The organism is Bacillus sp. FSL P2-0069 (genome assembly GCF_038593315.1).
GTDB lineage: Bacteria > Bacillota > Bacilli > Bacillales > Bacillaceae > Bacillus > Bacillus safensis.
This window is the reverse complement of the sequence record NZ_CP151984.1, coordinates 3,372,407-3,386,363: the sequence shown is the minus strand read 5'-3', so window position 1 is coordinate 3,386,363 and position 13,957 is coordinate 3,372,407. Positions and strand designations below refer to the sequence as shown.

The window sequence follows — 13,957 nt, the reverse complement described above, 5'->3', positions numbered from 1 at the left end:
GATTAGATGATTGAACAAGTAAGAACAATAATGGAAGAAAAACAGCTCGACGGTGTCTTAATTCAAAAGCGAAATAACTTCTCCTGGCTGACAGGAGGAAGAAGAAATCACATTGTGTTAAATACACCAGAGGGCGTGTGCAAGCTGCTTGTGTTAAAAGACGACATCGTCCTCATCGTGAATCAAATGGAAGAAAAGCGGATCATTGAAGAAGAGATGGCGTATATCGATCACCCATTTCAAGTGGTGACGATGGATTGGTTTGAGGATGATACGGCACACATTCAAACACTCACAAAAGACAAACGAATCGGGTCAGACATTCAAATGGACGGATTCGAATGGGTTGAGCCGGATTTGTCGCAAGTTCGATCCATTCTTTCTGCATCACAGCTCCGCCAATATGAAACGCTTTGTCATGAAACAGCGGTCATTGTAGAGAGTGTCTGTAAAGAAATCGTTCCAGGACAGACGGAGCACGAAATCGCTTCTTTAGCGGCTCAAAAAGCGATCGCGCAGGGAATGACGATTGAAGTGCTGCTTGTAGCAACAGATGACCGGATTCATCAATACCGTCATCCAATTCCAACAGACAAAAAACTTCAAAAGCATGCGCTTGTTGTCCTTTGTGCTGAACGGCATGGACTCGTGGCGAATGTCACAAGGTCTGTTTACTTCGGTCAGCTTCCACAGGAGCTTGAAGAGAACAAAGAGCGGCTTGCACGAATTGACACGGTCATGAATGCCGCTACGCGCCCCGGTAAGACTTTGGGAGACGTGTTGAAAGCAGGTATCGCTCAGTATGAAAAAGAAGGCTTCCCTGATAGCTGGAAAAAGCTTCATCAAGGAGGAAAAACGGGCTTTATATCTAGAGAAATGATTGCAGTGCCTTCATCGAAGGAAGAAATTCAGCTGCAGCAAGTGTTTACATGGAACCCTTCATTGCCTGGATTGAAATCAGAGGATACGATGGTCGTAGAGAAAGAGGGGAACCGCTTTTTAACCTATACAGGCAAGTGGACATACATTGACGTTGAACATGAAGGGGACATCTATAGGCGCCCTGATATTTTAGTAAGAGATGAATAATTGCAGAATGCCGGCGCTAAGCCGGTTTTTTGCTGGAAGTCATTAAGTGGGATTCCACATATTCAACATGATTACCAATTCTTACAGTGTATAGTCAGAGGATCGATACTTTCTTTTCTTATCAACTTGCGTTAAAATAAGTAAGGTTTTTGTTAAATGTGGGGATACCTATTTTGAAATTGTTTACCTAGATAAAATTTCATTAAGTTAAATTGAAATTTGACCAAACTTTTTTATTGTGGTAAACCTAAATTTGACAAAGTTCTTGATTGTTTGTCCTTTGCCTTCAACTCTCAACTTTTCAAAATCCTAGAAATTTATTGTGTGTGCAATAATATAAATTTATGTCGAATTTATGACATTTTAAAAGAAATCTGTTGAAAAATAAATGAACTTTTGAAAAAAGGGAAGCTAACTCTAACAGATTTTGATAGCATTACAAAGGGAAGAAAAGTTTTCGAAGGCAGATGGCTTTTCACAATTATTCAGCAATTTATACATTATCTAAGGAAGGATGGTGATCTTCTTGTTCAGAGCCATTAAACCTATGCTTTTATTAGCGATGCTCGTGAGTGTTTTTGTATTAGGAGGTTGCAGCAATATCGCTGTTTTAGATCCTAAAGGACCAGTCGCAGCACAACAAAAAGACTTAATCCTTTTATCGATCGGATTTATGCTCTTTATCGTTGGTGCGGTATTTGTAATGTTTACCATCATTTTGGTTAAATACCGTGAGCGTAAGGACGTTGGAAACGCCTCTTATAACCCAGAACTACACGGGAACACGCTTCTAGAAGTTGTCTGGACAGTGATCCCAATATTAATCGTTGCTGCCCTTTCAGTTCCAACTGTAAAAACAATTTACTCTTTGGAAGAGGCACCTCAAGCAACAAGCCATAAAGATCCTCTTGTCGTTTATGCGACAGCTGTTGATTGGAAATGGATCTTTAGCTATCCAGAGGAAAATATTGAGACAGTGAACTACTTAAACATTCCAAAAGATCAGCCGGTTTTATTCAAAATCACTTCCGCTGATACAATGGCATCACTATGGATTCCTCAGCTAGGCGGGGAGAAGTATGCGATGGCTGGAATGGAAATGGAACAATATCTTCAAGCTGATGAAGTAGGCACATACCAAGGAAGAAACGCCAACTTCACAGGCGAGGGCTTTGCTCAGCAAAAATTCAAAGTCAATGCGATGACGCAGTCTGACTATGATAAATGGGTAAACAAAACGAAGAAAGAAGCACCAAAGTTAACGAAGAAAACGTATGACTACTTGATGCTTCCTGATGCTGCAGATGTGCAGACATTCTCATCAACACATTTATCCTTTGCGAAGCATGGAGAGGATTCTGAATACGCACTCCAAGCACGCAAACGTTTAGGTTACCAATCAGTTTCTCCGCATTCCAAAACAGATCCTTTCGAGAATGTGAAGAACTATAAAAGAAAACTAGATAATGAATAAACTGACTAAGGAAAGGAGGAGGCCGTTATGCATTTAAAATGGGATGAGTTTTTTGTAACTGGAGACCCATTAATTCTTGGTGCGCAAATTTCTATCGCTCTTACCTCCATTGCCATCGTGTTTGTTTTAACCTACTTTAAAAAGTGGAAATGGCTCTGGAAAGAATGGCTGACATCAGTTGATCATAAAAAGCTTGGAATCATGTATATCCTTGCTGCTGTGATTATGTTCTTCCGCGGTGGGGTAGACGGACTGATGATGCGCGCGCAGCTGGCGCTTCCTAATAATACGTTTTTAGATTCAAACCACTATAATGAAATCTTTACAACGCATGGTACGATCATGATTCTATTCATGGCGATGCCATTTTTAATTGGTTTAATCAACGTCGTTGTTCCTCTTCAAATTGGTGCACGTGACGTTGCATTCCCTTATCTGAACAACCTTAGCTTCTGGACATTCATGGTCGGAGCAATGCTGTTCAACATTTCCTTCGTTATTGGAGGATCACCAAGTGCAGGCTGGACGAGTTACATGCCGCTCGCCGGAAATGATTTCTCACCAGGACCTGGACAGAACTACTACTTGCTCGGGCTCCAAATTGCAGGTATTGGTACACTTATGACAGGTATTAACTTCATGGTGACCATCTTAAAAATGCGTACAAAAGGTATGACACTTATGCGTATGCCAATGTTTACATGGACAACATTGATTACGTCTGTCATCATCGTTTTTGCATTCCCTGTACTAACAGTTGCTTTAGCACTTATGACATTTGATCGTTTATTCGGTTCTGCATTCTTTACACTCGAAGCAGGCGGTATGCCGATGCTTTGGGCGAACCTTTTCTGGATTTGGGGACATCCTGAGGTATATATTGTTATCCTGCCGGCTTTCGGTATTTTCTCAGAAATTTTTGCGACGTTCTCAAGAAAGCAGTTGTTTGGTTACAAAGCGATGGTTGTATCAATTGTGGCAATCTCTGTTCTTAGTTTCCTTGTGTGGGTTCACCACTTCTTTACAATGGGGAACAGTGCAGCGGTTAACTCATTCTTCTCGATTACAACAATGGCGATTTCTGTACCAACAGGTGTGAAAATCTTTAACTGGCTCTTTACGATGTATCGAGGCCGTATCAGCTTTACATCACCAATGCTTTGGGCACTTGGTTTCATCCCAAACTTCGTAATCGGTGGTGTAACTGGGGTTATGCTTGCGATGGCAGCTGCGGATTACCAGTACCATAACACGTACTTCCTTGTATCCCACTTCCACTATGTATTAATCGCAGGTACTGTATTTGCTTGTTTTGCTGGTCTTGTTTTCTGGTATCCAAAAATGTTTGGTTACAAGTTAAACGAAAGAATCGGCAAATGGTTCTTCTGGGTATTCATGATCGGATTTAACATCTGTTTCTTCCCGCAGTACTTCCTAGGACTGCAAGGAATGCCAAGACGTATCTATACGTATGGACCAGAAGATGGCTGGACTGCACTAAACTTTATTTCAACAATTGGTGCATTTATGATGGGTATCGGATTCATCATCCTTTGCTACAACATTTACTACAGCTGGAGACATTCAAAACGTGAAGTGTCTGGAGACAGCTGGGGAGAAGGACGTACACTTGACTGGGCGACATCTTCTGCAATTCCGCCGCATTATAACTTTGCAGCACTTCCAGAAGTGACAACACCAGATGCATTCCATCATTGGAAGCAAAACAATGTGGACGTTCATCCTGAAAAAGAATTCAAGAAAATTCACATGCCGCACAATTCAGGCAGACCGCTGATCATGTCTGCATTCTTTGGACTTGGTGCATTCGGTCTTGTATTTGAATGGTACTGGATTGGCGTTATTGGCTTAATCGGTGTATTCGCAACGATGATTTTACGTTCATTCGAATATGACGATGGCTACTATATTCCTGTTGAAGAAGTCATTGAAACAGAGAAAAAGAATAAGGAGGCGCAGAAGTAATGGGACATAATGATAGCAGCTATGCAAATGCACCGCTTGAATATCGCTCTGAAACCGGACGTTTAAACATCCTTGGTTTCTGGATATTCCTTGGCGCGGAAATCGTGTTATTCTCAACACTTTTTGCGACCTACTTTGTTCTACATGGCAGAACAGCTGGCGGCGTTTTACCAGCTGAGCTGTTTGATATGAAGCTTGTATTGATCATGACATTCCTGCTATTGGTTAGTTCATTTACATGTGGGATTGCTGTTCATGAAATGCGCCGTGGAAGTACAAAAGGGGTTGTCATATGGACGATTCTCACACTGCTTCTAGGTGCAGGCTTCGTTGGATTTGAGCTTTTCGAGTTCTTCCATTATGTACATGAAGGTGCGAGCATCCATACAAGTGCGTATTGGTCTGCATTCTTTGTACTTTTAGGAACTCACGGATTACACGTATCGATCGGTATCTTCTGGATTACCGGGATCTTGTTCCAAATTAAAAAACGTGGATTAACTCCACAAACAGCAGCGAAGATTTTCATCTCAAGTCTATACTGGCATTTCCTTGATGTTGTATGGATTTTCATCTTCACAGCTGTTTACTTGATCGGATTAGGGGGGCTTTTGTGATATGGCTGGAAAAACACATTCCTCAGCAGAGCACGAACACTTCCCTTGGAAACACGTAGTTGGCTTTATCCTATCCATTGTGCTGACAGTCTTAGCATTCTGGATTGCGATTGGAGCTGAAATTGGCAGTTCCGCAAAACTATGGATTATCTTTGGTTTTGCGTTCATTCAAGCATTCTTGCAGCTGTTCATGTTTATGCACATGACAGAGAGCGAGAACGGAACTGTTCAAGTCGGAAATACTTTGTTTGGTCTGTTCTGTGCGATTATCTTCGTCATCGGATCTGTTTGGATCTTTGCGGCTCACTACAGCCACGGAGAGAACAGTAAAGACGGTTATTCACCGTCTGCGCCAAAGCAGTCTGAGCATTCAGAGAAATAATAAAAAAACCACTCATCTCTTGAAGGTGAGTGGTTTTTATCATGATGGTGATAACGCTTCCAATAGTTGGGCGATATCTATCTGCTGCTGAATCTTTTGCGAATGAATGGAAGTCCGTAGATGAGGAACGCTGCAATGTGAGCCAAAATCACGTTAATGGCAAAGAATGCGATCATGAAGGTATGTCCTGCTGGAGATAAACTGCTTGTCATGTAAAGACCGAAGAAAATCCACATAATCATAATGGGTGGAATAGATGCTAATGCAATCTTTCTGTTTTCCAGCCATAAAAACAGGGGTGTAGCCGTTGCAATACATAGGTACGCAAAGAACATATCCATCGTATCCAACTCCTTTGTAAGTTGATGTTCAAATCAAATGAGAGGTCAGGATGCAATTGTGTCTGTTTTTAGGAGATATTGTGAACATTTTGTTACAAGTATTATACCACAATTGACTTTGAAGTAAACGTAATAATTGGAAAATGGGCCTTATTCCATACAAAATGGTTTTATTCCTCAGTGCAGCTTATCTCATCTGATGTTTACTTGTCATATCGCCACATAGGTCATTGAATTTTCCCCTTAAAATCTGTAAAATAAACTTTTTAAAGGACTTGAGATCGATTGAATGAAAAGTGTATAGAGGGATTTTTTCCTATTGTTAGGATGAAAAGTATTTCATTTTTTGAAAATTGAATGGAACCTTTCGGATGTATCTTCCGTCATATTTAAGGTGAGTTGATTTTGTGAAAATTTCAATCTAATATAAATAAGGGCTTTTATGTTTTGTAATAAGGGTGGTTAGTTCATGAACAAGCAGAATACATCTCCTTACTATCAAGGAGATTTGATTTTTATATTTTTAGCCTTCTTTGCCATCAGTGTCATTGCGATTTATGCTGCGGGTCAATTTGGGCAGTACGGATCTAATGCATGGACCAGACAGATTATTTACTACATGGTCGGAGTTATATGTATTGTTGCCATAAATTACTTTGATTTGGAGCAATTAGAGAAGCTAAGTCTCTATATTTTTATAGGCGGAATACTGCTGTTACTTTTTCTGAAGGTTGCTCCTGCACAAATCGGAGGTCATGATTTTGCTCCAATCAAAAATGGTGCAAAAAGCTGGTTTGTGTTACCTGGAATAGGGACATTTCAGCCTTCAGAGTTCATGAAAATTGGTTTGATTATGATGCTTGCATCTGTCATTGGAAAGTCTACACCTAGAGGAAAGCGGACATTAGAGGATGATATTTTCCTTCTATTAAAAATTGCCGGGGTGGCAGCTGTACCAGTTGGACTGATCTTCTTGCAGGATGCAGGGACTGCGGCTGTTTGTATGTTTATTGTTGTGGTGATGGTATTTTTATCAGGGATCAATTGGAAACTGATCTCTCTCATCGGTTCAGTGGTTGTGCTTTTAGTTGCTTCTGTTTTAGCTGTGATTATCTTATTCCCTGATTTTGCGAAAACAATCGGCATTCAACAGTACCAAATTAACCGGATTACAGCTTGGCTGCCTGATAGCTCTACGTCAGCCAACCAAGCGCAGACGCAGGATGCATCTGGATCTGATAAATATCAAGTGGAGCAGGCGATTATGGCCATTGGTGCAGGGCAGATTTTTGGGAATGGCATTAAAAATTTAAAGGTCTATGTCCCAGAAGCACAAACGGATATGATTTTCTCCATCATAGGAGAAGCCTTTGGCTTTATCGGCTGTGCGTTTGTTGTGATCATGTTCTTCTTCTTGATTTACCGGCTTGTCGTACTGATTGACCGTATCCATCCTTATAGCCGATTTGCGTCATTCTTCTGCGTAGGATATACAGCATTGATTGTAATCCATACGTTCCAGAACATTGGCATGAACATAGGCGTGATGCCTGTAACAGGGATTCCACTCTTATTTATCAGCTTTGGAGGAAGCTCTGTCTTGTCCGTTCTCATTGGATTCGGGATCGCCTATAACGCAAGCGTTCAATTAACGAAATATCAAAGTTATTTATTTAAATAAAACGGGTAAGGGCAGTCTAAGTATAGGCTGTCTTTTTTTATGCGAGTTTTCATTTTTGAAAAGCCCTATGTCTTTGCCTTATGATAGAAGAAGTGAAGGAGGTCTTCGAATTGAACAAAACGATAGAAACCATATTAAATCATCGATCCATCCGTTCGTTTACAGACGAGCGTTTGACAGAAGAAGAGGTGCTGACACTGATCAAAAGTGCACAGGCTGCTTCGACATCAAGCTATGTACAGGCGTATAGTATTATTGGGGTGACAGATCAGGAGAAGAAGGCCAAGCTTGCTGAACTGGCTGGGAATCAGCCTTACGTTGAGAAGAATGGGCATTTCTTTGTCTTCTGTGCAGACTTGAAACGCCATGATCATATTGCAAAAAGAGCAGGGAAGAATCATCAGGAGGCGTTTGAGAATACGGAAGCCTTTCTCATTAGCGTCATCGATGCGGCATTGGCTGCACAAAATGTCAGTGTTGCTGCAGAATCAATGGGACTTGGGATCTGCTATATTGGCGGACTGCGTAATCAGCTGAGAGAAGTCTCTGAAGTGCTTGAAACGCCATCTTATGTGCTGCCGTTATTCGGTCTGGCTGTTGGCCATCCAGCTAATCAGTCGTCACAAAAGGAACGGCTGCCAGTTGAACTCATCTATCATGAAAATTCATATCAGCAAGATGAAGCGCATGTGGATCGTTATTTAAAAGAATACGATGATCGTATTTCGGCATATTATGAAGAACGAACAAACGGTGAGAGAAAAGATACTTGGTCTGAGCAGATGCTGCGGGGCTTTAGTCAGCCAAAGCGTGCCTTCCTTGGAGAATTTGTGAAAGAGAAGGGCTTTAATCGAAAATAAATAAGACATCCCCCTTTCCATTTAAGAGAGGGGGATTTCTGTAAGAGGTGCAGCATAATGAAATTAAGTATACTGGATCAATCTCCTTTGATAGGAGGCGCTACGCCTGCTGAAGCACTGAAGCAGACGGTTGAACTGGCGAAGCAAGCGGAGAAGTGGGGCTATCACCGTTTTTGGGTATCAGAGCATCATTTTTCAAACCGGCTTGCAGGATCGAGTCCAGAGGTGCTTCTCGGCCATTTATCAGCCGTTACATCGCACATCCGCATTGGCTCAGGCGGCGTTATGCTCCCGCACTACAGTGCCTATAAAGTAGCAGAGAACTTCAGGGTTCTCGAAGCGCTGGCTCCCGGCAGAATCGATCTTGGGATTGGACGTGCCCCTGGTGGTATGCCCATTTCTTCCATTGCCCTTCATCATGGTGAGCGAAAGCGTCTAGGCGACCAGTATCCTGAGCAGGTAGAGGAATTGAAGGTCTATTTACATGATCTAGCGGATGAATTTTACCCGCTGCCTCATTTGACCGCTTCTCCGAAGGTTGAGACCGCGCCAGAAGTATGGATGCTCGGTTCCTCTGGCGGGAGTGCAAGGCTTGCGGCGAAAGCAGGTGCAGGCTACACGTTTGCTCTTTTTATTAATGGTGAAGGCGGAGAAGACTCTGTGGAGCAATATATCAACCGATTTGAACCTTCAGTATTCGGTGAAAAGCCGCGTGTCAGTCTGGCAGTCTTTGTTTTATGTGCCGAAACAGAGGAGCAGGCAGAAAAACTGGCTGTCAGCTTAGATTTATCTTTACTTGCCAATGAACAAGGGCTGAATCTTGAAGGCTTTCCTTCATATGAAGAGGCACAGTCGTATTCCTACAGTCCATATGAACAAAAACGAGTGGCTGCTAATCGTCAAAGGATGGTCGTTGGAACGCCAGCATCTGTGAAAGAGCAGCTGACCGCACTCGCGAAGGCTTATCGGACAGATGAATTGATTGCTGTGACCATCACACATCACATGCAAGACCGGCTCACATCGTATCGTTTATTAAAAGAAGCCTTTGATGCATAACGTATGTATATTTATCGCCTGCGGAGCCAGTACAAGGGGAAAAGGAGCATCATGGTGAGGAAGAAGGCGGCTGACACGAGCAGGCTGAGCGGGTAGATACAGGAAGTATAAACAGACAGCTCGCATGCTTGATGAAAAGGACGAGGCTGCTTCGTGTGTAAAAAGGTTAGAAAATAAACCAAGGTGATCGTCAGAAAAAAAGCAGTAAAAAAAGAAACGATCCATAGCAATATCAACATGAGTTTCTCTTTCCTCCATATATGATCGAAAAGCCTTGATGAGCTTATCCGCTCATACAAGGCTTTTCTTGTGATTCACATTTATTCAGGGTAAATTTCGAAAGCTTCCTTCGTTTGTACGGTATCTGATTTTCCTTTCAAGCTTGCATACGCAAGCATTGTATACTCACCAGCTTCAAGCTTCTGGCCTTGATTGATTGTGCCATTCCATTTTACGCGGTGTTCTCCTTTATCAACATGTTGATAAACACCAGCTTCACCTAAATACTCTCCATCGGTCGAGTAGACAAGGAATGCAAGGTTCTCAGCACCGCCAGGCAGGTAGCTGCTAATGACATAGCTTCCAGCACGATTGTCCGGCTCTACGGAAACAGAAGTGACGCGCGGATAATCAGGCTCTTTCACAATCAATAAAGTAGGGATTTCTGTGATCTTTCTGCCATTTTCGCGAAGGGTTATGCTGCCTTGGTACGTCCCTTTTTTGGTTTTTCCGTAATTCACCTGTACTGCGGAAGTAAAGGATCCAGTGGAATTCCCTTTGACGGTGATTTTTTTCGTTCCGTTTGTACTAATGCCGCTGCCATTGAATTTGTAATCAATGGTATACGTTTTCGGTGCTTTTGAAAGGTTTTCTACCTTAAATTTTTTCGTTTTGATTTGAACGCCTTTTTCCTTTAAGAAAGTGCCGTAAGAATAGCTCGCATCAGAAACGATAGAAGACGCCTGAAGTGATTCCATGATTCGAACGCTGCCTGTTCCTTGTGTGTTATGAGGGAATGGGCTGCCATTTGCGTCAAACAGTTTTTCTGCTGTATTCATCAGCAATGCTTTGATTTGTTCAGTTGAGTACGATGGTTTTGCTTGTTTGATGATCGCTGCAACTCCTGCCACATGAGGAGATGCCATACTTGTTCCTTGCTTAGACCCATATCCGTAAGGCTGAGAAGGATCATGCGTTGGGATCGTACTCACAATGCTGACGCCAGGTGCTGACAGATCAGGCTTAATCATCCACGTATCCACAACCGGTCCGCGGGATGAGAAGTCAGCGACTTGCTCACTAAGTTCCTTGACAAATTGAATGGAGAAAGCCGTTGTATCGTTTCCAGCCTCAATGGCTTTAATAAGCGCTGTTCCTTCAGCTTTTGACAGCTTAATCGTAGGAAGTGCGAGACCTGGTACATCGACTGGGATTTCTCCATCGGTATTGTTATACATCACAACGCCGATTGCACCAGCGGCTTTTGCATTGTCGACTTTATCCACAAAAGCAATGGCACCCCGTTCAATCACAGCCACCTTTCCTTTCACATCGATGTCTTCAAATGCCTTTTCGTCACCGATTCCTGCTTGGACGAGTGTGACTTGTTTTTGGTCAAGCGCTTTTAAATCACTCTCTTGGTAGTATCCCATGACTTTTGCAGTAGAATAATTTGGGAATTTCACATTGTAAAGGCTGTACGGAAGCTGAGTTGCTCCGACAGAAATGGCCTCTCTTGACGTGCCGGGAGAACCGACAGTCCAGCTGTTCGGACCGCTGTTTCCATTCGAAGTCACAGCGACAACGCCTTCAGACATGGCCCAATCAAGTGCAATGCTCGTTGCATAATCAGGGTTATTGACACTGTTTCCAAGAGAGAGGTTCATGACATCTGCTCCGTCAGTAACAGCCCGGTCGATGCCTGCAAGAACGTTCTCAGTTGTTCCAGATCCACCTGGTCCAAGTACACGGTATGCAAGAAGCGTGGCATCCTTTGCGACCCCTTTAATTTGTCCATTTGCCGCAATCGTTCCTGCCACGTGTGTGCCGTGATCTGTGGATTCGCCTCTAGGATCTCCTTTAGGTGTCTCTTGCGGAGAATAATCATTATCAACAAAATCATAGCCTTTGTATAAACCGAAGTTTCCTTTTAAATCAGGGTGGGTATAGTCTACTCCAGTATCAATGACTGCGACTTTGACCCCTTTTCCAGAATAGCCGGCATCCCATGCTTTTGGTGCACCGATAAATGGAGCGCTTTTATCCATAAGCGGGGAGACATCTTCGTTTGGAAGCTGGATACTTTCTTTTTTCACTTCATCGGTTTTATATGTAACATCCGGATAAACGGCTTTTACTCCATCCACTGCGAGCAGCTTCGGGATTTCGTTTGCAGGAAGTTTCATAGAGAAACCAGAGAAAACTTTTTCATATTCTTGACGAACACTCGCTTTATCTACCTCTTTGAGTGCTGCGTTCTTTACTTTTGTTCGAGATTTTTTGAGGGAGGCCTTTGTTTGTGATTCGCCTTCTTGCTCGGCTTCAACTAAGGATTTTTCCTTTAATTCAACAATGACAGTGGTTTGTTTTTTCGAGTTGACATTGATTTCACCGAAGATTTCTGCTTTTTCTAGTTCCATCTTTTTGTTAGATGGAGCAGCAGCAGCCTGTTGACCGGTAAAGAATGTGGATAAAATAAAAATAGTGGAGAACAATAGAACAGAAGAACGAGATATTACCTTTTTCATTTATTTTCCCCTTTCTAGCTGTGTTTTTAGGGAGATAGCCTTTCTTTTTGTGGATAAATAGGAAAGATTCACTGCCCGTTATTAAGTATTCAATACGTTGAAAACAATTCCTTTACTAAAATGGTCTTATTTTACATAGTTATAAAGAACTATTTTGTTTATAAAGTCGCACTTATTCACAAATGTCTGTTGATAACTCAATTATTCAGATACATATATGGAAAATAAAAAATTTACATACACAAAATCTAGTAAGAGGGTGTTGATATGTGGATAAACCCTGTTGATAAGGTGTGCTTATCTTTGGGATAGCGTGTGCATAAAATTTTCATTGAACCATCCAGGCACATGATGATCTTCTGCACTTTTCAACAAAACTTCTGAAAACTAGTTGGTTTTTTCACCCAGATTGTGACAAACCTCTCTTTTTTCCCGGGATATGATAGGAGCAGTTGTTTAGCTAGAGCTGCTAGATTCTAAGAAAAGCGGAGGGATGTTCAGTGAAGAAATTAAAAAGCTGGTTGAGCGTATGGTTTGGTTTTATGATGAATGTGCTTGTGAACCCTGGTGTGATGATGAAACAGCAAGGGTTTCAGGCGGCCGCGGCGGATGCCGGATTCTTTGAAGTAGTGAAAGAGAGAGAGCTGGAGAAACTGGCAGAAGAACATAAGAAGAAACGCAGGATAGAGAAGCGGTTTACTCAAAGTCTGATGATGCTTGAAGAGAAGACGATGCGAGAGGCGCGTGCTGGTCCGCTCTTACCTTTACAGAAAAAGTGAAACAGGGTAAAATCCCACATAAGAAATGTTATCTGCTGGGAGAGGATACCCCTTGAAGATATATAAAATATTGAATAACAACGCAGTGATTGTGAAGGAGGGCGATCAGGAGAAAATTGTGATGGGACCCGGAATTGCTTTTCAGAAGGGGAAAAATGACGTCGTTCCTCTTCAAAAAATAGAGAAAATCTTTGTTGTGCGTGAAGAAAATGAGAAATTCAAACAAATTCTTGCCACATTGCCAGAAGCGCATATTGAGGTGGCAGAGCATATCATCAGTTATGCAGAGGGGAAACTCATGATGCCGCTCAGTGATCACATTCACATATCACTGACTGATCATTTGTCCTTCGCCATTGAACGCCTTCAAAAAGGCATTGTGTTATATAATAAATTGCTTGGTGAGATCAAAGTCTTATATAAGCAGGAATATGAGATTGGAAAGTATGCCATTCGTTATGTAAAGGAGCGGCTTGGGGTTGAACTGCCGGACGATGAGGCAGGATATGTGGCACTTCATATTCATACGGCCAAAATGAATACGGAGTCCATGAAAAAGACCGTGAAATATACAACGATGATTAAAGAAATGATCGAGCATATTGAAAGATATTTTCAGCATTCAATTGATGAGGATAGTATTTCCTATCAGCGGCTTGTGACACATTTGAGGTATGCATTAGGCAGGTTGGAATCAAATGAGGCATTTCAAATCATGGACGAAGACATGCTGATTTTTATCCAAACAAAGTATGATACGGCGTACCGGTGTGCACTTGGACTTGCTGATTTGTTAAAAGATGAATATGGACTTCATCTCCCTGAATCGGAGATCGGCTACATCACGCTGCATGTCCAGCGTCTGCAGGAAGCCGAATTGGTTTAAAATGATCGTGCCTGCATGCAGGCTTTTTTTTATGCACACTACTCTTATTAGTGTAC

Annotated in this window: 12 protein-coding genes; 10 read left to right on the top strand and 2 right to left on the bottom strand. The window is 42.1% G+C overall.

Translation table 11 applies throughout. The features are described from left to right. The first annotated feature begins 6 nt into the window (after window positions 1–6). The 5 genes from NSQ34_RS17375 (at window position 7) to qoxD (ending at window position 5,548) form a co-directional block, all read left to right on the top strand. Window positions 7–1,089, top strand: a complete 1,083-nt coding sequence (locus NSQ34_RS17375) for an aminopeptidase P family N-terminal domain-containing protein (RefSeq protein WP_217008668.1) — start codon at window positions 7–9, stop codon at window positions 1,087–1,089. 517 nt (window positions 1,090–1,606) lie between these two features. Continuing rightward, window positions 1,607–2,563 (top strand): cytochrome aa3 quinol oxidase subunit II, encoded by a 957-nt coding sequence (gene qoxA, locus NSQ34_RS17370; RefSeq protein WP_342501087.1) that lies wholly within the window; start codon window positions 1,607–1,609, stop codon window positions 2,561–2,563. A gap of 27 nt (window positions 2,564–2,590) precedes the next feature. Next, window positions 2,591–4,549: a cytochrome aa3 quinol oxidase subunit I gene (gene qoxB, locus NSQ34_RS17365; protein ID WP_024423835.1), complete on the top strand. Its 1,959-nt coding sequence runs from the start codon at window positions 2,591–2,593 to the stop codon at window positions 4,547–4,549. Further along, a complete protein-coding gene (gene qoxC, locus NSQ34_RS17360; protein ID WP_041115415.1) occupies window positions 4,549–5,166 on the top strand; it encodes a cytochrome aa3 quinol oxidase subunit III in 618 nt (205 codons plus the stop codon). The genes qoxB and qoxC overlap by 1 nt, the downstream gene beginning before the upstream one ends. 1 nt (window position 5,167) lies before the next feature. Next, the gene (gene qoxD / locus NSQ34_RS17355) at window positions 5,168–5,548 is read left to right on the top strand and encodes a cytochrome aa3 quinol oxidase subunit IV (RefSeq protein WP_012011667.1); all 381 of its coding nucleotides are present in this window, start codon (window positions 5,168–5,170) and stop codon (window positions 5,546–5,548) included. 77 nt (window positions 5,549–5,625) lie between these two features. Here qoxD and NSQ34_RS17350 read toward each other — a convergent pair whose 3' ends face one another. Then, a complete protein-coding gene (locus NSQ34_RS17350) occupies window positions 5,626–5,889 on the bottom strand; it encodes a spore morphogenesis/germination protein YwcE (RefSeq protein ID WP_008345491.1) in 264 nt (87 codons plus the stop codon). Window positions 5,890–6,358: 469 nt separating this feature from the next. Between NSQ34_RS17350 and NSQ34_RS17345 the strand changes: the two genes are divergently transcribed. The 3 genes from NSQ34_RS17345 to NSQ34_RS17335 all read left to right on the top strand — a co-directional run bounded on the left by NSQ34_RS17345 (window position 6,359) and on the right by NSQ34_RS17335 (window position 9,489). Continuing rightward, on the top strand, window positions 6,359–7,570 hold the full coding sequence (locus NSQ34_RS17345) for an FtsW/RodA/SpoVE family cell cycle protein (protein WP_034281302.1): 1,212 nt from the start codon (window positions 6,359–6,361) through the stop codon (window positions 7,568–7,570). 110 nt (window positions 7,571–7,680) lie between these two features. Further along, complete coding sequence (gene nfsA / locus NSQ34_RS17340) at window positions 7,681–8,430, top strand: oxygen-insensitive NADPH nitroreductase (RefSeq protein ID WP_061110231.1); 750 nt, start codon at window positions 7,681–7,683, stop codon at window positions 8,428–8,430. A 57-nt stretch (window positions 8,431–8,487) separates the two neighbouring features. Next, entirely contained in the window at window positions 8,488–9,489 is a 1,002-nt protein-coding gene (locus NSQ34_RS17335; RefSeq protein ID WP_144496439.1) for an LLM class flavin-dependent oxidoreductase, read from the top strand. 320 nt (window positions 9,490–9,809) lie between these two features. On the opposite strand, the gene NSQ34_RS17330 is transcribed toward NSQ34_RS17335, so the two are convergent. Continuing rightward, entirely contained in the window at window positions 9,810–12,236 is a 2,427-nt protein-coding gene (locus NSQ34_RS17330) for a S8 family serine peptidase (protein ID WP_098677124.1), read from the bottom strand. 500 nt (window positions 12,237–12,736) lie between these two features. Between NSQ34_RS17330 and NSQ34_RS17325 the strand changes: the two genes are divergently transcribed. Together NSQ34_RS17325 and NSQ34_RS17320 are read left to right on the top strand one after the other, a co-directional pair. Further along, window positions 12,737–13,015, top strand: coding sequence for a hypothetical protein (locus NSQ34_RS17325; protein ID WP_034281298.1), 279 nt, complete (start codon window positions 12,737–12,739; stop codon window positions 13,013–13,015). A 52-nt stretch (window positions 13,016–13,067) separates the two neighbouring features. Next, a complete protein-coding gene (locus NSQ34_RS17320) occupies window positions 13,068–13,901 on the top strand; it encodes a PRD domain-containing protein (RefSeq protein ID WP_034281297.1) in 834 nt (277 codons plus the stop codon). Window positions 13,902–13,957: the final 56 nt, after the last annotated feature.

Bases quoted from the DNA above. Each gene is read 5' to 3' on its own strand.
- NSQ34_RS17375 (WP_217008668.1), top strand. From the start codon at position 7: ATGATTGAACAAGTAAGAACAATAATGGAAGAAAAACAGCTCGACGGT.
- qoxB (WP_024423835.1), top strand. From the start codon at position 2,591: ATGCATTTAAAATGGGATGAGTTTTTTGTAACTGGAGACCCATTAATT.
- qoxC (WP_041115415.1), top strand. From the start codon at position 4,549: ATGGGACATAATGATAGCAGCTATGCAAATGCACCGCTTGAATATCGC.
- qoxD (WP_012011667.1), top strand. From the start codon at position 5,168: ATGGCTGGAAAAACACATTCCTCAGCAGAGCACGAACACTTCCCTTGG.
- NSQ34_RS17350 (WP_008345491.1), bottom strand. From the start codon at position 5,889: ATGGATATGTTCTTTGCGTACCTATGTATTGCAACGGCTACACCCCTG.
- NSQ34_RS17345 (WP_034281302.1), top strand. From the start codon at position 6,359: ATGAACAAGCAGAATACATCTCCTTACTATCAAGGAGATTTGATTTTT.
- NSQ34_RS17335 (WP_144496439.1), top strand. From the start codon at position 8,488: ATGAAATTAAGTATACTGGATCAATCTCCTTTGATAGGAGGCGCTACG.
- NSQ34_RS17330 (WP_098677124.1), bottom strand. From the start codon at position 12,236: ATGAAAAAGGTAATATCTCGTTCTTCTGTTCTATTGTTCTCCACTATT.